The 20,678-nt window shown below is 63.9% G+C and carries 19 protein-coding genes; 10 read left to right on the top strand and 9 right to left on the bottom strand.

Going from position 1 to position 20,678, the window contains the following annotated elements; translation table 11 throughout:
* Nucleotides 1-154, bottom strand: a 154-nt coding sequence (locus RA24_RS21915; RefSeq protein WP_152612801.1) for a hypothetical protein, incomplete at its 3' end; no start/stop codon positions are given.
* A 137-nt stretch (nucleotides 155-291) separates the two neighbouring features.
* Nucleotides 292-741, bottom strand: a complete 450-nt coding sequence (locus tag RA24_RS03570; protein ID WP_039189821.1) for a methyltransferase family protein — start codon at nucleotides 739-741, stop codon at nucleotides 292-294.
* Between the two features lie 352 nt (nucleotides 742-1,093).
* Between RA24_RS03570 and RA24_RS03565 the strand changes: the two genes are divergently transcribed.
* From RA24_RS03565 to kynA, 4 genes are all read left to right on the top strand, one after another.
* Nucleotides 1,094-1,846, top strand: coding sequence for an SDR family NAD(P)-dependent oxidoreductase (locus RA24_RS03565; protein WP_019296824.1), 753 nt, complete (start codon nucleotides 1,094-1,096; stop codon nucleotides 1,844-1,846).
* Complete coding sequence (locus RA24_RS03560) at nucleotides 1,846-2,223, top strand: MmcQ/YjbR family DNA-binding protein (protein WP_039174782.1); 378 nt, start codon at nucleotides 1,846-1,848, stop codon at nucleotides 2,221-2,223. Before RA24_RS03565 ends, RA24_RS03560 begins: the two co-directional genes overlap by 1 nt.
* Before the next feature lie 81 nt (nucleotides 2,224-2,304).
* The gene (gene kynU, locus RA24_RS03555; RefSeq protein ID WP_039189818.1) at nucleotides 2,305-3,498 is read left to right on the top strand and encodes a kynureninase; all 1,194 of its coding nucleotides are present in this window, start codon (nucleotides 2,305-2,307) and stop codon (nucleotides 3,496-3,498) included.
* Between the two features lie 148 nt (nucleotides 3,499-3,646).
* Nucleotides 3,647-4,480 (top strand): tryptophan 2,3-dioxygenase, encoded by an 834-nt coding sequence (gene kynA / locus RA24_RS03550; RefSeq protein WP_039189816.1) that lies wholly within the window; start codon nucleotides 3,647-3,649, stop codon nucleotides 4,478-4,480.
* Between the two features lie 33 nt (nucleotides 4,481-4,513).
* On the opposite strand, the gene RA24_RS03545 is transcribed toward kynA, so the two are convergent.
* Nucleotides 4,514-5,095: a TetR/AcrR family transcriptional regulator gene (locus RA24_RS03545; RefSeq protein WP_039189813.1), complete on the bottom strand. Its 582-nt coding sequence runs from the start codon at nucleotides 5,093-5,095 to the stop codon at nucleotides 4,514-4,516.
* Nucleotides 5,096-5,188: 93 nt separating this feature from the next.
* Between RA24_RS03545 and RA24_RS03540 the strand changes: the two genes are divergently transcribed.
* Together RA24_RS03540 and RA24_RS03535 are read left to right on the top strand one after the other, a co-directional pair.
* Nucleotides 5,189-5,653 carry a (2Fe-2S)-binding protein gene (locus tag RA24_RS03540; protein WP_039189810.1) on the top strand — a complete coding sequence of 155 codons (465 nt, stop codon included), beginning with the start codon at nucleotides 5,189-5,191 and terminating at the stop codon, nucleotides 5,651-5,653.
* 3 nt (nucleotides 5,654-5,656) lie between these two features.
* A complete protein-coding gene (locus tag RA24_RS03535; protein ID WP_039189807.1) occupies nucleotides 5,657-7,897 on the top strand; it encodes a xanthine dehydrogenase family protein molybdopterin-binding subunit in 2,241 nt (746 codons plus the stop codon).
* Between the two features lie 40 nt (nucleotides 7,898-7,937).
* Here the strand turns inward: RA24_RS03535 and RA24_RS03530 are convergent, their stop codons facing one another.
* From RA24_RS03530 to RA24_RS03520, 3 genes are all read right to left on the bottom strand, one after another.
* Complete coding sequence (locus RA24_RS03530) at nucleotides 7,938-8,453, bottom strand: GNAT family N-acetyltransferase (RefSeq protein ID WP_052269522.1); 516 nt, start codon at nucleotides 8,451-8,453, stop codon at nucleotides 7,938-7,940.
* A 9-nt stretch (nucleotides 8,454-8,462) separates the two neighbouring features.
* Nucleotides 8,463-9,242, bottom strand: a complete 780-nt coding sequence (locus RA24_RS03525) for a gamma-glutamyl-gamma-aminobutyrate hydrolase family protein (protein ID WP_019296833.1) — start codon at nucleotides 9,240-9,242, stop codon at nucleotides 8,463-8,465.
* Between the two features lie 108 nt (nucleotides 9,243-9,350).
* Nucleotides 9,351-9,971 (bottom strand): helix-turn-helix domain-containing protein, encoded by a 621-nt coding sequence (locus RA24_RS03520; RefSeq protein WP_019296834.1) that lies wholly within the window; start codon nucleotides 9,969-9,971, stop codon nucleotides 9,351-9,353.
* Nucleotides 9,972-10,129: 158 nt separating this feature from the next.
* On the opposite strand from RA24_RS03520, the gene RA24_RS03515 reads away from it, so the two are divergent.
* Nucleotides 10,130-10,609: a fasciclin domain-containing protein gene (locus RA24_RS03515; protein ID WP_019296835.1), complete on the top strand. Its 480-nt coding sequence runs from the start codon at nucleotides 10,130-10,132 to the stop codon at nucleotides 10,607-10,609.
* Between the two features lie 87 nt (nucleotides 10,610-10,696).
* On the opposite strand, the gene RA24_RS03510 is transcribed toward RA24_RS03515, so the two are convergent.
* Both RA24_RS03510 and RA24_RS03505 read right to left on the bottom strand, forming a co-directional pair.
* Nucleotides 10,697-11,125, bottom strand: coding sequence for a GlcG/HbpS family heme-binding protein (locus tag RA24_RS03510; RefSeq protein ID WP_019296836.1), 429 nt, complete (start codon nucleotides 11,123-11,125; stop codon nucleotides 10,697-10,699).
* A 109-nt stretch (nucleotides 11,126-11,234) separates the two neighbouring features.
* Nucleotides 11,235-13,382: a malate synthase G gene (locus RA24_RS03505; protein ID WP_039189805.1), complete on the bottom strand. Its 2,148-nt coding sequence runs from the start codon at nucleotides 13,380-13,382 to the stop codon at nucleotides 11,235-11,237.
* Nucleotides 13,383-13,604: 222 nt separating this feature from the next.
* On the opposite strand from RA24_RS03505, the gene pepN reads away from it, so the two are divergent.
* The 3 genes from pepN to RA24_RS03490 all read left to right on the top strand — a co-directional run bounded on the left by pepN (nucleotide 13,605) and on the right by RA24_RS03490 (nucleotide 18,058).
* Entirely contained in the window at nucleotides 13,605-16,157 is a 2,553-nt protein-coding gene (gene pepN, locus RA24_RS03500; RefSeq protein WP_039189803.1) for an aminopeptidase N, read from the top strand.
* Nucleotides 16,150-16,608 (top strand): hypothetical protein, encoded by a 459-nt coding sequence (locus RA24_RS03495; RefSeq protein WP_039174790.1) that lies wholly within the window; start codon nucleotides 16,150-16,152, stop codon nucleotides 16,606-16,608. Before pepN ends, RA24_RS03495 begins: the two co-directional genes overlap by 8 nt.
* A gap of 160 nt (nucleotides 16,609-16,768) precedes the next feature.
* Nucleotides 16,769-18,058, top strand: a complete 1,290-nt coding sequence (locus RA24_RS03490) for a hypothetical protein (protein ID WP_039189793.1) — start codon at nucleotides 16,769-16,771, stop codon at nucleotides 18,056-18,058.
* A gap of 44 nt (nucleotides 18,059-18,102) precedes the next feature.
* Here RA24_RS03490 and RA24_RS03485 read toward each other — a convergent pair whose 3' ends face one another.
* A complete protein-coding gene (locus RA24_RS03485) occupies nucleotides 18,103-20,472 on the bottom strand; it encodes a Tex family protein (protein ID WP_039189790.1) in 2,370 nt (789 codons plus the stop codon).
* Between the last annotated feature and the right edge of the window lie 206 nt (nucleotides 20,473-20,678).

Genomic DNA, 20,678 nt, shown 5'->3' with positions numbered 1-20,678 from the left:
CCTCATAGACCGCATCGGAAAAGCCCGCAGCGGCGCCCGCCCCGGCCTCAATCGCGCACTCATAGCCCAGCTTCTGCAGCTGCTTCGCCGAATCCGGCGTCATCGCAACCCGGTTTTCACCCGGGAATGTTTCTTTTGGTGTACCTATTTTCACCTTTTGGTTCCCCTCGTCTTGCCCGCGCCAGCAACGCCCGGGTTCGGATCACAATAATTCTCTCTACATTGCGCAATATTATTGCGCAAGGATTTTGCCGCATTGCCGCAAAGTTATGCCGCATCGCCGCATTGACGTCACACCCAGCGGCGCACTTTCTTCTCGTACCGGGCCCAGTCCGCCCGGAATTCGCGCCGCATCCGGTTTTCCTCCGGGATGACAAACCGCTTCTCCAGCAGCCACAGGAAGATGGGGATCAGCGGCAGCGACAAGACCGCATCGAACCACAGGATGAGCCCCGCCAGGATCAGCACATCGCCCAGGTAGATCGGGTTGCGGCTGCGGCTGAAGATGCCCGATTGCACCAGCCGGCTGGGTGTCTGGTGCGGGATCACGGTGGTTTTCTGGCGCCGCATTTCGGTGATTGCCAGCAGTGCCAGCACGATGCCGCCGCCGGTCAGGATGCCCGCCAGAAATTCCGCCCAGGCGCCGCCAAAGGAAACACCCAGAGCAAAATGGTCCGCTTGCAGCCAAGCCGCGGCAACAAAGACAGCCAGCCAGACCGGCGGCACATCCAGCCACCGCATCACGCTCTGCCCTCTTGCAGACATCTGTTTGAAACACCACGCATCGCGGGCAACCTTCCTTTAACCGGCCTGCTCGTCCAGCCCGCTTTGGCCGGGATTGAAAGAAAAGGACAATTTGCCCCACATGCCGCGAAAACGGCGAATCCGTTCCCGCTTGCGGCATGATCCTGCATAGTTTCGTCCGGATGCCTATGTATTTCTTCGTGTACTGTTTGGCATCCGCAGCCCGGTTGCCTGCGCGGCCGCCTCAGAAACACGTAATTCGTCCCCCAAAGCGGCCGTGACGGCACGACGGTCTTGCCAGATGGCCGCCCCACGATAGGCTGACCGGAAAACAGGGAGGCCGGATATCATGACTTTGCAAGGCAAACACGCGCTGGTGACCGGCGGCGGCACCGGGATCGGGCTGGCAATTGCCAGGGCCTTGGCGTCGGAGGGGGCGCAGGTCACCATTACCGGACGCAGGCAGGAAGTGCTGGAGGATGCTGCAACAGAAGGGCTGCATCCGCTGATAATGGACGTGCGCGACGAAGAGGATGTGGCGGCCAAAGTGAACGTGGCGGTGGAGGCCCGCGGCCCGGTCCAGATCTGCGTCGCCAATGCCGGCGTTGCCGAAGGCGCGGCGCTGCACAAGACCTCGATGGCGTTCTGGCGCAACATGATGGCCACCAATCTGGACGGTGCCTTCCTGACCATCCGCGAGTGCTTCACGTCAATGCGGCAGACCGATTGGGGGCGGGTTATTACCGTCTCATCTGTCGCGGGCCTGCGCGGGCTGAAGGGCGGCGCCTGCTACACCGCCAGCAAACACGGGCTGGTCGGGCTGACCCGCGCCCTCAGCGAGGATTACCTGGGCACTCCCTTCACTTTCAACGCGCTGTGCCCCGGCTACGTGGACACCCCGATTGTGGAGCGCAACATCACCTCCATCGCCCAGCGCGCCGGTATGAGCGCGGTGGAGGCACTGGACGTGATGGTCAATGCCAACCGCCACAAGCGGCTGATCGAGCCGGAGGAAGTGGCCGCCGCCGCCCTGTGGCTCTGCGGGCCCGGGTCCGGATCGGTCAACGGCCAGTGCATCGAAATCTCGGGCGGTCAGATGTGATGGACCGCAAGGATTTCAATGAGTTCTGCGCCACCTTTCCAGCAGCCGAACATGTGGTTCAATGGGGCAACGCAGACGTCTGGAAGGCGGGCGGCAAGCTGTTCGCCGTCTGCGGCTGGGCCGATGGCAGGGATGCCTTCACCTTCAAGGCCGGCGACATCGCCTATGAGGTGCTGCAAGAGCGCCCCGGGGTCCGACCGGCGCCCTATCTGGCGTCGCGGGGCATGAAATGGCTGCAGCAGTTTGATGAAAACGGGCTGACGGATGCGGAACTGAAGGAGCAGATCACCCTGTCCTATCAGATGGTCACAGCCAAGCTGTCAAAGAAGAAACGCGCCGAGTTCGGGATACCGGATCCGCAGCCGGCGGGCGGCTAGGCACTGGACAGAACGTCCAGGATAGGATAGCAAACCGGCAAAGCTTCAAGCTTAAAATACCCATCAGACGCGAGGCCCTCCATGACCGATTTTGCCGCAACCAAGGCGATGTTCGACCTGCCCGAAGGTGTGATCTATCTGGATGGCAACTCGCTCGGCCCCCTGCCCCGCGCTGCCAAAGACCGCGTCGGGGCGATGATGCAGGACGAATGGGGCCAGATGCTGATCACCGGCTGGAATCAGGCCGGCTGGATGGACAAGCCCAAGGCGCTGGGGGACCGGATCGGGCGGCTGATCGGGGCGGAGCCGGGCCACGTGGTGATGGGCGACACACTGTCGATCAAGGTCTATCAGGCAGTTGCCTCGGCGCTGGAGCTGAACCCGGGCCGCAAGGTGGTGCTGTCGGACAACGGCAACTTCCCAACTGACCTCTATATGGCCAGCGGGCTGCTGAAGTCGCTGGGGCCGGACTATGAGCTGCGGGTGGTGGACCCGGAAGCGGTTGAAGATGCCATTACCGATGAGATCGCGGTGCTGATGATCACCGAGGTGGATTACCGCACCGGCCGCAAGCACGACATGAAGGCGCTGACTGAAAAGGCCCATGCCCATGGCGTTCTGACGGTCTGGGATCTGGCCCATTCTGCCGGTGCCGTTCCGGTGGATCTGGCCGGGCGCCAGGCGGATTTTGCGGTTGGCTGCACCTACAAGTACCTTAATGGCGGCCCTGGCGCGCCGGCCTTCATCTATGTCTCGCCGCGCCACGCGGAGACCGCCCGCCCGGCGCTGTCGGGCTGGCTGGGGCATGAGGCACCCTTTGCTTTCGACCTCGACTACCGCCCGGGCCAAGGCATCGACCGGATGCGCGTCGGCACCCCGCCGATCCTGCAGTTGACCGCGCTGGAGGCGGCGATGGATATCTGGGACATGGCGGAGATGGACGCGGTGCGCGCCAAGTCCATTGAGCTGTGCGACCTGTTCATTGCCCTGGTTGAGGAAAGCTGCCCGCAGCTGGAGCTGGCCTCGCCCCGTGACCCGGCGTTCCGTGGCAGCCAGGTGTCGTTCAAGTTCGACGAAGGCTATGCTGCGATGCAGGCGCTGATCGCCCGCGGCGTGATCGGCGATTTCCGGGCGCCGGATATCATGCGGTTCGGCTTCACCCCGCTGTATATCGACGAGGGTGACGTGCGCACGGCGGCTGAGATCATCACGGATGTCATGACCAACGCCCTGTGGGACCGGCCGGAATACATGGTCCGCCACACGGTCACCTGATGCGCCTGCGCCGCGCATACCATCTGCCGCTCTGCCGCCCGGCGGGCTGGGTCGCGCTGTGGCGCCGCCTGGCCCAATGCGGCACCCTGAACCGGAGGACGCATTCCTTTCCCTGACATATACTGCATTTAGGAAAAGGAATAATCCGATGACACAACCCTATGATCCCGCCGAAGACGGCGCCCAGATGTCCTTTGACGGGCGCATGTCCTATGGCGATTACCTGTCGCTCGACATGCTGCTGAACGCGCAGAAAACATGGACCAATACCCATGACGAAATGCTGTTCATCATTCAGCACCAGACGTCAGAACTGTGGATGCGGCTGGCCATTCACGAGCTGAGCGCCGCCCGCGAGCGGCTTCTGGGCGGTCAGGCGCGGCAGGCGTTCAAGATGCTGGCGCGGGTGGCGCGCATCTTTGAGCAGCTCAATTCCGCCTGGGATGTTCTGCGCACCATGACACCCTCGGACTATACTGCGTTCCGGGATGAGCTGGGCCAAAGCTCCGGCTTTCAGTCCCATCAATACCGGCAGATCGAATTCATGCTCGGCAACCGCAACAAGGCGATGCTGCGCCCGCACGCCCACCGCCCGGACATTCTGGCGCTGCTGGAGGCGGAACTGAAACAGCCGTCGCTATACGATGTGGCGCTGAAGACGCTGGCGCAGAGCTTTGCGCTGCCGGATGAGGTGGTGAACCGGGATGTGTCGGAGGCCTATCACCCGCATGAGGCGGTGCAGGCCGCCTGGACCGAGGTCTACCGCGACACCGAGGCCCACTGGGAACTGTATGAGCTGGCCGAAAAACTGGTGGATTTCGAGGACTACTTCCGCCGTTGGCGTTTCAACCATGTGACCACGGTGGAGCGCGTCATCGGCTTCAAGCGCGGCACCGGCGGCACTGGCGGCGTCAGCTATCTGAAACGGATGCTGGAGGTGGAGCTGTTCCCCGAACTCTGGCACTTGCGCACTGAGCTTTGAAACTTCGGCGGACCGGCCTTTTACCGGTCCGCATCACCGCGGCGTCAGCCCTGCCCCGATCAGCGCGGCCAGCTGGCGCACCCCCGCCTGGTAGGCCGCGTAATCCGCGGCAGTCTGCTTGATCCCCTTCAATGAGGCGCAGATGGTGCGGGCAATCTCCGCCGCCTCACCGCTCAGCGCGGCCTCTCCCGCCCCGGCCTGCTGCTCCAGCCAAGCGGCGTAATGCGCGCAGAGGGCAGCCTCGCCATCTTCGATTTCCGCACCGGCCACATGTTTGGTGACCTCGAACAGCTCCATCCCGTGCGGCGAGGCCATCATCTGCTCAACCGCTTCGCCGCCCTGGGCCTGAAAGGCCGCCAGCAGCCGCTCCGGCAGCGGCCCCGGATCCGCCAGTGCTGCCTGAACCCCGGCGGCGGCATTCCCATAGTAAGCTGCCACCAACGCCCGAAAAATCGCGTCCTTGTTCTTGAAATGCAGATACAGCGCAGGCCGAGACATGCCCGCGCCCTTGGCGATGTCATCCATCGAGGTCTTGCGGAATCCGTAAGTTGAGAACGCCATCCAGGCGGCCTCGAGGATTGCCTGCTGTTTCGGATCAATGCCTGCCATGTTCATGTTTCCGCTTCTGACATTGTTTGTTAAAAATGTCAATTGACACCCTGACAAAACTCGTTATTTTTGTCAGAAGCACAGCAACGGAGTCCCGCCATGCCAACAGACCTGCGCATCAATGGAAAAACCCATCAGGTGAATCTGCCTGATGATGTGCCCCTCCTCTGGGTTCTGCGGGATGAGGTTGGCCTCACCGGCACCAAGTTCGGCTGCGGCGTGGCTGCCTGCGGCGCCTGCACCGTGCATATCGACGGCGAGGCAGTACGCTCCTGCCAGGTGGCGCTGTCGGATGTCTGGGGCGAGGTGACCACGATTGAGGGCCTCGGCACGCCGGACACCATGGCTGCGATCCAGCAGGCCTGGGTTGAGCATCAGGTGGCCCAATGCGGCTACTGCCAGTCCGGCCAGATTATGCAGGCGGCAAGCCTGCTGGCGGAGAACCCGGCGCCCTCGGACGCGGAGATTGACGAGGCGATGCAGGGCAACCTGTGCCGCTGCGGCACCTACCCGCGCATCCGCGCCGCCATCCATTCCGCAGCCCAGAAGATGCAGGAGGCGTAACCGATGGCCAGTTTCAAGAAAATCGCCCGCCGCAGCTTCCTGATCGGCTCTGCCGCGATCGTCGGCGGTGTTGCCTTCGGCGCCTATTACGTCAGCCGCCCTGCCCCGAACCCGCTGAAACCGGCAGATGGCGAAGCGGCGTTTAACCCGTTTGTGATGATCTCACACGAAAAGATCACTCTGATCGCCCCCCGCGCCGAGATGGGCCAGGGCGTGCACACCACCTGGGCCGCATTAATCGCCGAAGAGCTGGACGTGACCCTGGACCAGGTTGAAGTCATCCACGGTCCGGCCGCCACCGCCTATTACAACTCCGCCTTGCTGGGGGAAGTGATCCCCTCCAAGGGATACGACAAGTCCCGCTTTGTGCATTCGCTGGGCGAGGCGCTTGGCCATGCGGGCAAGCTGATGGATATGCAGGTCACTGGCGGCTCGTCCTCGATGAAGGACGGGTATGAACGGATGCGGGCCGCGGGCGCCTCTGCCCGGGAAACGCTGAAGCTTGCCGCCGCCAACCGGCTGGGCATTGCCAGCAGCCAGCTGTCGACCAAGGACGGCAAGGTAATTGCCCCCGGCAGCATCGAGATTGCCTATACCGATCTGGCTGCTGAAGCCGCCGGGCTGGAACCGGTCGAGGCCCAGTTGCGCCACCGCAGCGAGTGGAAACTGCTGGGCAAAGCGCAGCCGCGTGTGGACATGCCCGGCAAGGCCACCGGCACCGCTAAATTCGGCATCGACGCCCGCCTGCCGGGGATGAAGTTCGCGGCCCTCAAGGCGAACCCCCACCTTGGCGGCACAATGAACGGCTTTGATGCCAGCGAAGCGCTGCAGATGCCGGGCGTCGAACAGGTCGTGGACCTGGGCAATGCCTTTGCCGTGGTTGCAAACAACACATGGCTCGCCATCCAGGCCGCCGAGGCGGTCGCCGCAGACTGGGGGCCTGCCCCCATTCCGGACACGCAAGCGGAAATTCAGGACGCCATCCGCGCGGCCTTTGACGCTGAGCCGAACTCCACCCTGCGCGACGATGGCGATGCCTCCGCACTTCCCCAAGGGGCGCAGGAAGTCTCCGCCGAATACGAGGTGCCCTTCCTGGCCCACGCGACGATGGAGCCGCTGAACGCCACCGCACTCTACGACGGCAGCAAACTGCAGCTCTGGAGCGGCAACCAGGGGCCGCTTCTCACCCGCAACCACTGCGCCGATGCGTTGGGGATCGACCCTGAACAGGTCCAAGTGAACACCTCTCTGATGGGCGGCGGCTTCGGGCGGCGCGGCGAGATGGACTTCTCGGTCTATGCCGCCAAGCTGGCGCGGCAGATGCCGGGCACCCCGGTACAGCTCACCTGGAGCCGGGAAGAAGACATGACCCATGATTTCTACCGCCCCGGTGCCATGGCCCGGATGCGGGGCGCGGTGAAGGACGGCAGCGCGGTCCTGCTGGACGGTCAGATCGCCAGCCAAGCGCTGACCCCGCAGCTGATGAGCCGCTGGTTCGGCATGACACCTGCGGGTCCCGACACAACACTTGTCGACGGCGCCTTCAACCAGCCCTACGGCATCCCCAACTACCGCATCCGCGGCCACGCCGCGGACCTGCAGGTCCCGATCGGCGCCTGGCGGTCTGTCGGGGCGTCCTTCAACGGCTTCTTCATGGAAAGCTTCATGGACGAGATGGCCCATGCGGCCGGAGCCGATCCGCTGGAATTCCGGCTGGCCCTCACACGCCAGGAATGGGCACCTGCAGCCAAGGTGCTGGAAGCGGTCAAGGAGATGTCCGGCTGGACCGGCAAGACGCCTGACGGCGTGGGCCGGGGCGTTGCCATGACCTACAGCTTCGGCACGCCCGTGGCACAGGTGATCGAGGTGGCGGAGGAAGACGGGCTGATCCGCCTCAGGAAGGCCTGGATCGCCGCCGACCTGGGCATTGCGCTGGATCCGCGGAACCTGGAAGCACAGATGTTCGGCGGCATGGCCTATGGGCTGTCAGCTGCCATGTTCGGCGAGATCACCTTCGCCGAAGGTGCGGCGGAGCAAGGGAACTTCCCCGACTACGACGCCATCCGCATGCACACGATGCCTGAAGTGGAGGTGCGTATTCTGGAAGAGCAATCGCATATCAGCGGCGCAGGCGAGCCCGGCACCCCGCCAGCGGCTCCGGCGCTGGCCAATGCGCTCTTTGACCTCACCGGCAAACGCGCCCGGCGGCTGCCGCTGATGCATGACTTCGATCTGCTGATCTGACACCTGCGCGGCCTGCCCTGCCGGGGCGTGCCGCAAATTCTCAGGCGAGCGGTTTCACCATGCGGTAATTGTGGAGCGTCACACCGCGGCGCTCCACCTCACGCCGCCGTTCAACGGCAAACCCCTGCCGCTCAAAGAACCCGCGCGCGGCCTCGCTGGCATTCACGTATAACTGCACCAGCCCTTGCCTTTGCGCTGCGGCCTCCAACTGCCCGTACAAGGCTGCTGCAACGCCCTGCTCCGCAGCCCGCGGATGGCAGAACAGCATGTCGATATGGCCGTCTGCCTCCAGGTCGATGAAGGCCGCAGCAACATCCGCCTTGTCCGCGGCCACCCACAGCTTGCGGCCATCGCAAACCCGCTGCCGGAACAGCTCCGGCGGCGGAGCCTCCGGACACCAGGCGGCAATCTGCTCCGGAGTATAATGGCGGCTGGCAAGGCCATGCACCGCTGAATGGAATACATCCGCCAGCGCGGCTGCATCTTCAGCCCTGCCGCGCCTGACAGTGAACGCCCGCAGCCCCGAGGCAGCGCCGCCTGCACCTTCTTGTGTCATGAAAGAACCCTATGCCGTCTTCTGAAGACCAGCCTGCGGGCCGCCCGCGGCCCAGGCTTGCACCGCAGCGCCAAAGGCTTCGAACAGCGGCCGCGAAACCGGGTCCGCCGCCGCCTCCCACTCCGGATGCCATTGCACCGACAGGGTGAACCCCGGCGCGTCCTTGATATAGACCGCCTCCGGCGTGCCATCAGGCGCGTGGCCGTCGATGACAACCCGCGCGCCGGGACGCTTGATGCCCTGACCGTGCAGGGTGTTGGTCATCACTTCCTCCGCGCCGAACAGGCGGTGAAACACCCCGCCAGAGCTGAATTTGACCGTGTGGCGCAGGGCGAATTTCTCCTCCAGCGTGCCGTCCGGCGGCATCCGGTGATTCATCCGCCCCGGCAGGTCGCGGATTTCCGGGTGCAGGGTGCCGCCCATCGCCACGTTCACCTCCTGGAAACCGCGGCAGATGCCCAGAAACGGCTGGCCGCGCTCCACGCAGGCACGCACCAGCGGCAGCGTGATCGCGTCGCGTGCCCGGTCAAAGGCACCATGCGCCTCCGTCTCGGCCTCGCCATATTCATTGGGATGCACGTTGGGCCGCCCGCCAGTCAGCAGGAAGCCGTCGAAGGTATCCAGCAGTTCCGCCACCGTCACGAACCGCGGATCCGAGGGGATCATCAGCGGCATGCAGCCCGCCACCTCGGCGATTGCCTCGGAATTCATCGTCCCGCCCGCGTGCACGGGATACTGATCGTTCAGCAGATAGGAATTGCCGATGATGCCTACTTTGGGTCGCGCCATGATCTGCCTGTAAATCCTTGTCCTTTAGAAAAACCTAGCTCTGCCACTGCCCGGGTTCAACAGTTCCTGCGGCGCAACAGATTGTTCACATGCGCACACGCCTCCGCCTCAGCTGCCCTCCTTGCCTGCCGCATTGCCGCCGGACACGACGGTGATCACCTTGCATCTCTGGCCGCCTGCAGCCCGGTAGCTGTGTTCGAAACCCGCATCGAAATAGACCGAGTCGCCCTTCTGCAGCACTTCGGTTTTGCCATGAATGGACAGTTGCAGGCTGCCCTCGATGACATAGAGCATCTCCGCGCCCTCGTGGCTGTGCGGCTTGCTTTGCACCGCCGTTGCCGGGAACTCCGCCAGATAGGCCTGAAACCGGCTTTTTGAGACCGGGAAATCCAGGCTTTCAAACAGGTAGGACACCGGCCCGTCGGTCTTGTCCCCCAGTTTCAGGCGGTCGCGCGCCCGCACCACCTCAAACACCGGTTCTTCCTCGCCGGGTCCAAAGAAATGATCCAGCCCGACGCCAAACACCAAGGCGATGCGCAGCAGCGTTGCCAGTGTCGGAAACACCTGCCCGCGCTCGATCCGCGACAGCATGGCCGCGGACAGGCCGGTATGTTCCCCCAATTGGGCCAGCCCCATGTCCTTGGCCAGGCGCAGGGTCCGTACTTTCGGACCGATTCGATAGGCCTCCAGCCCGTCCTGCAGGGTGTCTGACAGCGCTGTCCGGTTCACGGTTTCACCTCCAGAGCAAACTTGCGCTCTTGATTTTAACATCATGCAAAAATCATGCACATCACACAAATGTGCACTGTATGCAAAATTCTTGCATGAAATGCTGCAATCACCAAGGGGCTTTCCGCTCCTGCCAGTGACAGAAAGGATCATCCGAGATGTTTAACCGCCCTTCCCTGACAGCTCTCGCAATCGCCATCGGCCTGGCCCTGCCTGCCGCCGCGCCTGCCGCATCCAAGGACATTGTCGACACTGCAGTTGAAGCCGGCAGCTTTGAAACCCTGGCCGCCGCGCTGACCGCCGCGGACCTGGTGGGCACGCTCAAGGGCGACGGGCCTTTCACGGTCTTCGCCCCGACTGATGAAGCCTTTGCCGCCCTGCCCGAAGGCACGGTCGAAAACCTGCTCAAGCCGGAGAACCGCGAGCAGCTGACCCAGATCCTCACCTACCACGTGGTGCCGGGCAAGGTGATGTCGTCCGATCTGAGCGATGGGATGAAAGCGGAAACCGTGATGGGCAAGGAAATCACGGTGTCCCTGAACGGCGGCGTCAAGATCAATGACGCCTCGGTCACCACCGCGGATATCGAAACCGCAAACGGCGTCATCCATGTGATCGACACCGTAATCCTGCCCTAATAGCGGCCTTCCCCTCCTGCCCTTAGTTTAGGGCAGTAAGACCGCTTGCAGAGCATCCCCTCCCGTCCCTGCGGGAGGGGCACTTTTTCAGATTTCGCCCTTGAGGCCCGCAGCTTCGATGCCCGCCATAGCCGCAATGGCGTCGTTGTCCGAGGTATCGCCGGTCACGCCGACCGCTCCGATCACTGCGCCATCGGCACCGCGCACCAGCACACCGCCGGGCACCGGCACCACCTGGCCGCCGTAAACGCCGTTCACCGCTGCCATAAAATAGGACTGCGCCTCTGCCCGCGCCATCTGGGCGCTGCCGGCCATTCCCAGCATCACCGAGCCATAGGCCTTACCGTGCGCAATCGGAAAGCGGCCCGGCGCGGCGCCGTCTTCACGCTCAAATGCCTGCACATGGCCGCCAGCGTCCAGCACCACTACCGACAGCGGTTTCAGGTTCAGCTCATGCCCCTTCTCCAGCGCCACGCGGATGATGGTGCGCGCCTGCTCCAGTGAAATCCCAGCCATCAGTTCAGCCTCCTCTCCTGACGTTACGGAACAGAAAAGGAGGCCAAAAGGCCCCTTTTGACTACCCCTTTTTGCGGGGAAACTGTTTCATCCGGTCAGTTTGCCGCGGTCAGGCCGCGGCTTCCTGGGCCTTCAACTCCAGCCGCCGGGCGTGCAGCACCGGCTCGGTATAGCCGGAGGGCTGCACCCGCCCCTTGAAGACCAAATCGCAGGCCGCGTTGAAGGCGATGGTGTCATACCCCGGTGCCATCGCGCGGTAGGTATTGTCGCCGCGGTTCTGCTCGTCCACCACTTTGGCCATCTTGCGCAAAGAGCCCATCACCTCCTCTTCCGAGACGACGCCATGGTGCAGCCAATTGGCGATGTGCTGCGCCGAAATCCGGCAGGTGGCGCGGTCCTCCATCAGGCCGACGTCGTTGATGTCCGGCACCTTGGAGCAGCCGACGCCCTGATCCACCCAGCGCACCACATAGCCCAGGATGCCTTGCGCGTTGTTGTCCACTTCGCGGGCAATCTGGCGCGGGGTCCATTTGCGGTAGGTGGCCAGCGGGATTTCCAGGATACCGTCCACATGGGCGCGGCGGCCGCCCTCTTTCAGCTTGGCCTGCACCGCCAGCACATCCACCTTGTGGTAATGCAGCGCGTGAAGTGTGGCGGCAGTCGGGCTCGGCACCCAGGCGCAATTGGCGCCGGATTTCGGATGCTCGATCTTCTGCTCCAGCATCGCCGCCATCATGTCAGGCATTGCCCACATGCCCTTGCCGATCTGCGCCTTGCCGCTCAGCCCGCATTCCAGGCCGATGTCGACGTTCAAGTTCTCATAGGCGCCGATCCAGCCCTTGCGCTTGATGAAATCCTTGCGGCTGAACGGCCCCGCCTCCATCGAGGTGTGGATCTCGTCACCGGTGCGGTCGAGGAAGCCGGTGTTGATGAAGGCCACCCGGTGCTTGGCGGCACGGATGCATTCCTTGAGGTTGACCGAAGTGCGGCGTTCCTCGTCCATGATGCCGATTTTCACGGTGTGGCGCGGCAGGCTCAGGATTTCCTCGACCTTGCCGAAAATCCGGTCGGTGAACGCCACTTCTTCCGGCCCGTGCATCTTGGGCTTCACCACATAGACAGAGCCATGGGCAGAGTTGCCGCCCTCGCGCTTCAGGTCGTGTTTGGCGATCATCACGGTGATCAGCGCGTCCAGCAGGCCCTCGTAGGCCTCCCTGCCATCCTGATCCAGCACCGCCGGGTTGGTCATCAGGTGGCCGACATTGCGCACCCACAGCAGGGCGCGGCCTTTCACCGACATGGCAGAGCCGTCCGGTGCGGTATAGCCGAAGTCCGGGTTCAGGCGGCGGGTGATAGTCTTGCCGCCCTTCTCCAGTTCCGCCTCCAGATCGCCCTTCATCAGGCCCAGCCAATTTGAATAGGCCTGCACCTTGTCCTCGGCATCGACGCAGGCGACCGAATCCTCGCAGTCCATGATCGCCGACATCGCGCTTTCCAGCCGCACATCGGCCAGACCGGCCTGATCGCGGGCGCCGATGGCGTGGGCGCGGTCGAACACCAGCTCCACATGCAAGCCATTGTTGCGCAGCAGCACGGCTTCGGGCGCCTTGGGGTTGCCGCGGTAGCCTGCAAATTTCTCCGGCTGCGCCAGCGGCAGGTCGTCGATCAGCAGTTGGCCATCCTGCACGTGATAGCGGCGCACGTCGGCGTGGCTGGCGCCATTGATCGGAAATGCCTCATCCAGGAACACCCGCGCCCGCGCCACAACCCGCGCGCCGCGGCCCTTGTCATAGCCGCCCTTGGGGGCCGGAGTGCCCATCGCGTCAGTGCCATAGAACCCGTCATAAAGGCTGCCCCAGCGCGCATTGGCCGCGTTCAGCGCGTAGCGGGCATTGGTGATCGGCACCACCAGCTGCGGCCCCGGCACCTTGGCAATCTCCGGGTCCACGTTCTGGGTTTCGATCTCAAAATCGCCACCCTCCGGCAGCAGGTAGCCGATCTCTGTCAGAAACGCCTTGTAGGCCTCGTGGTCATGCGGCTTGTCGCGGTTGGCGATATGCCAGGCGTCGATTTTGGCCTGGATGTCCTCGCGCTTGGCCAGCAGCGCCCGGTTTTCCGGGCCGAAGGCGTTCACCAGCTCCGCCAGGCCTTTCCAGAACGCCTCCGCCTCGATCCCGGTGCCCGGCAGCGCCTGCTTCTCGATGAACTCCGCCAGCTCAGGCGTCACCTGAATTCCCTGTTTTTCGACCCGGTTCATGCTCTGCTCCTTCCGGCGGTACACCACTGTATGCTGACACCTGTCTAGGATAGAGGTTTCCGATCGGCAACAAAACAGGCGCCTTGTGAAACCGAACTCAATTTCTTGATTTTCAAGAAAGTGCTGCGGATTTTCCGGAAGCCGCATTTCAACCGCCAATCCGCTTGCAGTCCCGCCCCTATCCTCTACACCTGAAAAGAAGCAGTGCAGAGGAGAGCGAGAATGGCCAAAGACACGCCCCAGACCTTCTACCTGAAAGACTACACGCCCTTTGGGTTTGACGTCGAAAGCGTTCACCTGACCTTCCGCCTGGCGCCGGAAACCACCCGCGTCCTGAGCAAAATCCGCTTTGCCCCGAAACCGGACGCGGCAAACAAGACCTTCTTCCTGCACGGCGAGGATTTGCAGCTGATCTCGGCCAAAATCGACGGCCAGCCGGTCACGCCGGAAATGGTCGAGGGCGGCCTGAAATGCGACGTGCCCAGCGCCCCCTTCACCTGGGAAGCCGAGGTGGAGATCAACCCGGCCGGCAATACCGCGCTGGAAGGGCTTTACATGTCCAATCGCATGTACTGCACCCAATGCGAGGCCGAGGGCTTCCGCAAGATCACCTATTACCCCGACCGCCCCGACGTGATGTCCACCTTCACCGTGCGGATTGAGGGCGACGAGCCGGTGATGCTGTCAAACGGCAATCCCATGGGCCAGGGCGAAGGCTGGGCCGAATGGCACGACCCCTGGCCGAAACCGGCCTATCTGTTTGCGCTGGTGGCCGGCGATCTGGTGAACCATCCCGGCAGCTTCACTACCAAATCCGGCAAGGATGTGGAGCTGAACATCTGGGTCCGCCCCGGCGACGAAGGCAAATGCGCCTTTGGCATGGAGGCGCTGAAGAAGTCGATGAAATGGGACGAGGACGTCTACGGCCTGGAATACGACCTGGAGCTGTTCAACATCGTCGCCGTCGACGACTTCAACATGGGCGCGATGGAGAACAAAGGGCTGAACATCTTCAACTCCTCCTGCGTTCTCGCGTCGCCCGAAACCTCCACGGATGCCAATTTCGAACGCATCGAGGCGATCATCGCGCATGAGTATTTCCACAACTGGACCGGCAACCGCATCACCTGCCGTGACTGGTTCCAGCTGTGCCTGAAGGAGGGCCTGACCGTCTTCCGCGACGCCCAGTTCACTGCCGACATGCGCTCTGAGCCGGTGAAACGGATCGACGACGTGATTACGCTCCGCGCCCGCCAGTTCCCCGAGGACAACGGCCCGCTGGCCCATCCGCCGCGCCCGGAAGCCTTCCAGGAAATCAACAACTTCTACACCGCGACCGTCTATGAAAAAGGCGCCGAGGTGATTGGCATGCTGAAGCGGCTGGTGGGCGATGACAACTACTACAAGGCTCTGAAGCTCTATTTCGAGCGCCACGACGGCCAAGCCTGCACCATCGAGGACTGGCTGAAAGTGTTCGAGGATGCCACCGGTCGCGACCTCAGCCAGTTCAAACTGTGGTACAGCCAGGCGGGCACTCCGCGGGTCAAGGTCACGGAAGACTACGCCGACGGCACCTATACCCTGACGTTTGAGCAATCGGCGCCGCCGACGCCGGGCCAGCCCGACAAGGCGCCGCGGGTCATTCCGGTGGCGGTGGGCCTGTTGTCCCCCAACGGCGACGAGGTGCGCGGCACAGAAGTGCTGGAACTGACCGAAGCCAAGCAAAGCTTCACCTTCGGCGGCCTCGCCTCCAAGCCGGTTCCTTCTATCCTGCGTGAATTCTCCGCCCCGGTGATCCTGGAGCGCGAGACCACCAACGCCGAACGCGCCTTTTTGCTGGCCCACGACACCGACCCGTTCAACCGCTGGGAGGCCGGCAATGCGCTGGCCAAAGAAACCCGCGTGGCGATGGTGCTGGACGGGGCCGCGCCCGATGCCGCCTATCTCGACGCGCTGGAAAAACTGGTGCGCGACGACGATCAGGATCCGGCGTTCCGCGCCCTGGTGCTGTCACCGCCCAGCCAGGCCGACATCGCCCAAACCCTGCATGAGCGCGGCTATACCCCCGATCCGCAGAAGATCTACGACGCCGCAGAGACCTTCGCCCAGACCCTGGCGCAGCAATTGGAAACCAGCCTGCCCCGGCTCTATGCAGCCACCACCGTCGAAGGCCCCTATTCCCCGGATGCCGAAAGCGCCGGCAAACGCGCCCTGAATGGCCGCATCCTGTCGCTGCTGACCCGGCTCGACGGCGGCGAACAGGCCGCGCGCCAGTATGCCTCTGCCGACAACATGACCCAGCAGTCTGCCGCGCTGGCTGCCCTGATGAAGGCGGAGAACGGCGAAACGCAAAGCCAGGCGTTCTTTGATCAATGGCAGGACGACCGGCTGGTGATGGACAAGTGGTTTGCCCTGCAGATCGCCTGCGCCGCGCCGGAGAAGACAGCTGCAACCGCTGCGGCGCTTACCAAACACCCGCTGTTCGACATGAAGAACCCAAACCGCTTCCGTGCGGTGATGGGGGCGCTGGCCGGCAATCACGCGGGCTTCCACCATTCCAGCGGCGAGGGTTATCAGTTGCTGGCCGACAACCTGATCGCGCTGGACAGGCTGAACCCGCAGACCACTGCCCGCATGTGCGCCGCCTTCCAGACCTGGAAGCGCTATGATGCAGGGCGCCAGTCGATGATCCGCGCCCAGCTGACACGTATTGCGGATACAGAAGGCCTCAGCCGTGACACCAATGAAATGGTGACCCGGATCCTGGATGCCTGAAACGCCTGTCACACCAGTCCCGGCGGAGGACTATAGCTTCTCCCGCCGGGGCCGCTCCCGGGCGGCCATTATTGCAACGGGCGGCTGGCTGGCTGCCCTTCTGGTGCTGTGGCTGGTGCTGGACGCCGCCCTGTGGCTGGTGATCCTTCTGGCACTTCCCGTTCTGCCTGCCATTGCGGACCTGATCCGCAACCCGCTGTCCGGGCTGAATATTTCCCAAGACCGGATTGAGTGGTTCACCGGCAAGCTGACCGGACAGGCGCAGCTGGATGAGATAGACCACGTGCGGTTCGACACCCGCTGGGACTTCTCGGTGCGCGCGACGCTGGTCCTGCGCAACGGAAAGCGAATCCGCCTGCCGCAGGAGGCCACCCCGCCGCACGGCGAAGCCGATGCCGAATTTCAGAAGCGCGGCATCCGCACGGAACGCCACCATTTCACGGCGTTCTGAAAGCCTCCGTCAATCGCGCGGCAAAACCATTTTGGATTTTAAACAGCCTTGCGCGGTTAACCGCCCAAGCGCGTTAACTTCCTCAGTGCCGCCATCTTTGCGCCCCATTGCCTGACGAAACTGTGAACAACGATAAGCTGCCACGTATCAGGAAGCACAAATGCTCACACAGTCTCGACAGGCACGGGATCTTCTGTCCCGCATATCAGGCCTGGTTTCCAGCCGGTCCCGGCCTGCTGCGCGCCAGGTCCCAGCCCCTTCACCAGCCCCTGCCGCTGCCGGTCAGAATCCTGCACGGCGGCTCGAAGACAGCCTGTCCATCCCGGTCCGCAGCGAACACGGCGACCCCGAGTGCATCGCGGCCCAGGACCGCGGCCAGTTCCTGGCCCGCCAGGAGCTGTGGGAAGATCTGTCGCAGCAGATCCGCGACGCTGACGAGACCCGCGCCGCCGCCCGATGCGGCCTGCCGCTGGCCGATCTCATCGCCTATGGCGCCCGCGCCGATGTGGTGACCGCAACCGAACATGCCCTGGCCGAAAGCCAAAACGCCGGCAGCCGCGCCCTGATCCGTGGCCTGATGGCGTTTGAGGCGCTGCGGGCAGAGAACCGCCACGATCCGTATCTGACAGCCCTGGTGGCGCTGGCCCATATCGATATCGGCTGGGCCTGGCGCGGCACCGGCGGGCAGGATACGCCACCCCCGAACCAGCGCCGCTGCGCCGCTCATTTCGACCGTGCCGCGGCCCTGCTGGACCCGATTGCGCAGTCCAGCCAGAACAGCCCGTTCCTGCTGGCGGCGCAATGCGCGCTCTATGCCGGCCGCCGCAGCGGCACCATGCAGGTGGCAGACGCCTACAGCGCGCTGATTGATCTGGCCCCCGGCAACCACCGCCACATGCGCGCGCTTGGCACACAGATGCTGCCCGGCGCTTCAGGCTCCTATGCCGCGCTGGAGCTGGAAGCCCGCCGCACCGCTGCCCGCACCGAACAGACCTGGGGCGCAGGCGGCTACGCTTGGGTCTATTTTGACGCCATCTCCATCGACGATCAGGCTTGCGCCCGCGTCGACACCCAGTTCTTTCTGGACGGGCTGCGCGACATCGTGCGGGCCAACCCCTCGCAGGAGATGATCAACCTGCTGACCGCATATTGCACCGTTGCCCTGTCCAAGGGGCCGGACCGGGACCCGCAGGGCGAAAGGCAGAGGCTGAAGATCGCTGAGGCCGCAAACTGGCTGATCCGCGATCACCTGAGCGAATTGCACCCGCTGGTCTGGGCCCACGCAGAGGAAGGCTTCGACAACAGCACCCGCATCCGCTCGGTCAGCCGCTTCGCCGCCCGCGGTCACGCCGGCGCGCTGCAAGCAATTGCCGCCCAGTTCCGTGAGGAAATCGAAAACGGCCAGCAGGTTGCCTTTACAGAACAAGGCCTGCAGCTCACTTCAGCTTGAAGATATTGTTTTGAAAAGAAAAACGGGGCCGCGGCCCCGTTCCATCATTTCTTCTTGAAGGCATCCATCAAAGCCGCGCCCAGCGCCCCTGTGCCTTGGCCGGAACCCTGATCACGGCTCTGGCCGCCCTTGGGTGCGGCAGGCGTCCTGCCCTTGCCGCCTCCCTGATGCCCGCCCGGCTTGCCGCCACGGCGCGGTCCCGCGCCCTTGGCCGGGCCGCGGGCGTTCCGCTCCTCCTTGGCTGAGGCGCCGCCGTCCTTCTTCATCGTCAGCCCGATCCGCTTGCGCGGCACGTCCACCTCGGTGACGGTGACCTTGACCACCTGGCCGGTCTTCACCACCTCATGCGGGTCCTTCACAAACCGGTCGGCCAGCTGGCTCACATGCACCAGACCATCCTGATGCACGCCGATGTCGACGAATGCGCCAAAGGCCGCCACATTGGTCACTGTGCCCTCCAGCACCATGCCAGGCTTCAGGTCGGTAATCTCCTCCACCCCGTCCTTGAAAGAGGCCGTCACGAAAGACGGGCGCGGGTCGCGGCCCGGTTTTTCCAGTTCCTGAAAGATGTCGCGCACGGTGGGCAAGCCTACCTCTCCGCCCACAAAATCCTCCACCCGCAGGGACTTCAGCGCCGCGCCGTCGCCCATGATCTGGCGGATATCGCGCCCGCAGGCAGCGACGATCTTGCGTGCCACATCATAGCTTTCGGGGTGAACTGACGAGGCATCCAGCGGCTCCTTGCCGTCGCGGATGCGCAGGAAGCCCGCGCATTGCTCAAACGCCTTGGGGCCAAGCCGCGCCACCTTCAGCAGTTCCTTGCGCGAGCTGAATGCGCCGTTCATGTCGCGGTGCGCCACAATCGCCTCCGCCAGGCCGGGGCCAAGGCCCGAGACATGAGAGAGCAGCGGCGCCGACGCCATGTTGAGGTCGACGCCAACTGCGTTCACCACGTCCTCGATCACGGCCTCCAGCGACTTCGACAGTTTGTGCTGGTCCACATCGTGCTGGTACTGGCCGACACCGATGCTCTTGGGTTCGATCTTCACCAGTTCCGCCAGCGGGTCCTGCAGGCGCCGGGCAATCGACACCGCGCCGCGCAAGCTCACATCCAGACCGGGAAACTCCCGCGCTGCCAGTTCGGAGGCGGAATAGACCGAAGCGCCGGCCTCGCTCACCACAACCTTGGTCGGCGCCTTGATCTTGGCAGGCAGATGTTTCAGCACTTCGGCCACCATCCGCTCGGTCTCGCGGCTGGCGGTGCCATTGCCGATGGCGATCAGCTCCACGCCATGTTCGGCAATCAGTTTCACAATCGACACCTGCGCGCCGCGCAGATCGTTCTTCGGCTGGAACGGGTACAAGGTCTCTGTCGCCACCAGTTTGCCGGTTGCATCAACCACCGCCGCCTTGACGCCGGTGCGGATGCCCGGGTCCAGCCCGAGGGTCGGCCGCGCACCGGCCGGAGCTGCAAACAGCAGGTCCTTGAGGTTGCGGGCAAAAACCTGAATGGCGTCTTCCTGCGCGCGGCCGCGCAGATCGCCCATCAGCTCCAGCATCATCGAGAGGCTCAGTTTCACCCGCCAGGTCCAGCCCGCGACCTTGCGCAGCCACTTGTCGCCTGGGCCATTGCCGCCCGCGCCCAGCTCCGCCGCGACCATTCCTTCCGCCCGGGCCACGCCCTCTTCCGGCTCCGGTCCCACGTCCAGCGTCAGCACGCCTTCGTTTGAGCCGCGAAGCATCGCCAGCGCCCGGTGCGAGGGCACATCCGCCCAGCGCTCCGAATGTGCAAAATAGTCAGAGAACTTGGCGCCCTCCTGCTCCTTGCCCTCAATCACCTTAGCGGTCAGCACCGCCTCCCGCTGCAGGAACTCCCGCAGCCGCCCCAGCAGGGAAGCGTTTTCCGTCAGCCGCTCGGTCAGGATATCCCGCGCGCCGTTCAGCGCGTCCTTCACCGTGGCCACGGCCTCGGTGATATACCCTTCCGCCAGCTTCTCCGGATCGGCACTGCGGTCGCCCAGGATGGCATCTGCCAGCGGCTCCAGCCCGTTTTCCTTGGCGATCATCGCTTTGGTGCGCCGCTTGGGCTTGTAAGGCAGATAGATATCTTCCAGCTGCGCCTTGGTCTCCGCTTTGGCGATCGAGGCCGCCAGATCATCGGTCAGCTTGTCCTGCCCCTTGATCGACTCAAGAATGGCGGCCCGGCGCGCTTCCAACTCCCGCAAGTACGCCAGCCGTTCCGCCAGGGTGCGCAACTGGGTGTCATCCAGCCCGCCGGTTGCCTCCTTCCGGTAGCGTGCGACAAAGGGGACCGTGGCGCCTTCATCCAGCAGCGCAACCGCGGCGCTCACCTGCTTGGCGGCGGCGCCGATTTCCGTGGCAATGGTCTGGCTGATGCGGGCGGATGTGTCCAAGGCGGCCTCCTGTTGAACTGCTCGGGCTGCCAGTTTTAGCCCTCCTGATGCACCCCGCCAAGAGGCTGAATCTGCCCCAAGCGAACCATTGCGAAGGGCAGCGCCCGCCCGTGGGGGCGGACGGGCGCTGCCCGGGCTTGCAGCCCGTGCAAAATAAGGGCTATCCGCACCGCGCAGAATTTTCTCCGTCACCTGCCCTCTTGCCC

The organism is Leisingera sp. ANG-M6 (assembly GCF_000813905.1).
Classification (GTDB): domain Bacteria; phylum Pseudomonadota; class Alphaproteobacteria; order Rhodobacterales; family Rhodobacteraceae; genus Leisingera.
The sequence above is the reverse complement of the archived record's forward strand: the minus strand, read 5'-3'. Positions and strand labels throughout refer to the sequence as shown.

Excerpts from the sequence above, each read along its gene's own strand:
- RA24_RS03570 (WP_039189821.1), bottom strand. The coding sequence starts at position 741 with ATGCGGTGGCTGGATGTGCCGCCGGTCTGGCTGGCTGTCTTTGTTGCC.
- RA24_RS03565 (WP_019296824.1), top strand. The coding sequence starts at position 1,094 with ATGACTTTGCAAGGCAAACACGCGCTGGTGACCGGCGGCGGCACCGGG.
- RA24_RS03560 (WP_039174782.1), top strand. The coding sequence starts at position 1,846 with ATGGACCGCAAGGATTTCAATGAGTTCTGCGCCACCTTTCCAGCAGCC.
- kynU (WP_039189818.1), top strand. The coding sequence starts at position 2,305 with ATGACCGATTTTGCCGCAACCAAGGCGATGTTCGACCTGCCCGAAGGT.
- kynA (WP_039189816.1), top strand. The coding sequence starts at position 3,647 with ATGACACAACCCTATGATCCCGCCGAAGACGGCGCCCAGATGTCCTTT.
- RA24_RS03545 (WP_039189813.1), bottom strand. The coding sequence starts at position 5,095 with ATGAACATGGCAGGCATTGATCCGAAACAGCAGGCAATCCTCGAGGCC.
- RA24_RS03540 (WP_039189810.1), top strand. The coding sequence starts at position 5,189 with ATGCCAACAGACCTGCGCATCAATGGAAAAACCCATCAGGTGAATCTG.
- RA24_RS03535 (WP_039189807.1), top strand. The coding sequence starts at position 5,657 with ATGGCCAGTTTCAAGAAAATCGCCCGCCGCAGCTTCCTGATCGGCTCT.
- RA24_RS03530 (WP_052269522.1), bottom strand. The coding sequence starts at position 8,453 with ATGACACAAGAAGGTGCAGGCGGCGCTGCCTCGGGGCTGCGGGCGTTC.
- RA24_RS03525 (WP_019296833.1), bottom strand. The coding sequence starts at position 9,242 with ATGGCGCGACCCAAAGTAGGCATCATCGGCAATTCCTATCTGCTGAAC.
- RA24_RS03515 (WP_019296835.1), top strand. The coding sequence starts at position 10,130 with ATGTTTAACCGCCCTTCCCTGACAGCTCTCGCAATCGCCATCGGCCTG.
- RA24_RS03510 (WP_019296836.1), bottom strand. The coding sequence starts at position 11,125 with ATGGCTGGGATTTCACTGGAGCAGGCGCGCACCATCATCCGCGTGGCG.
- RA24_RS03505 (WP_039189805.1), bottom strand. The coding sequence starts at position 13,382 with ATGAACCGGGTCGAAAAACAGGGAATTCAGGTGACGCCTGAGCTGGCG.
- pepN (WP_039189803.1), top strand. The coding sequence starts at position 13,605 with ATGGCCAAAGACACGCCCCAGACCTTCTACCTGAAAGACTACACGCCC.
- RA24_RS03495 (WP_039174790.1), top strand. The coding sequence starts at position 16,150 with ATGCCTGAAACGCCTGTCACACCAGTCCCGGCGGAGGACTATAGCTTC.
- RA24_RS03490 (WP_039189793.1), top strand. The coding sequence starts at position 16,769 with ATGCTCACACAGTCTCGACAGGCACGGGATCTTCTGTCCCGCATATCA.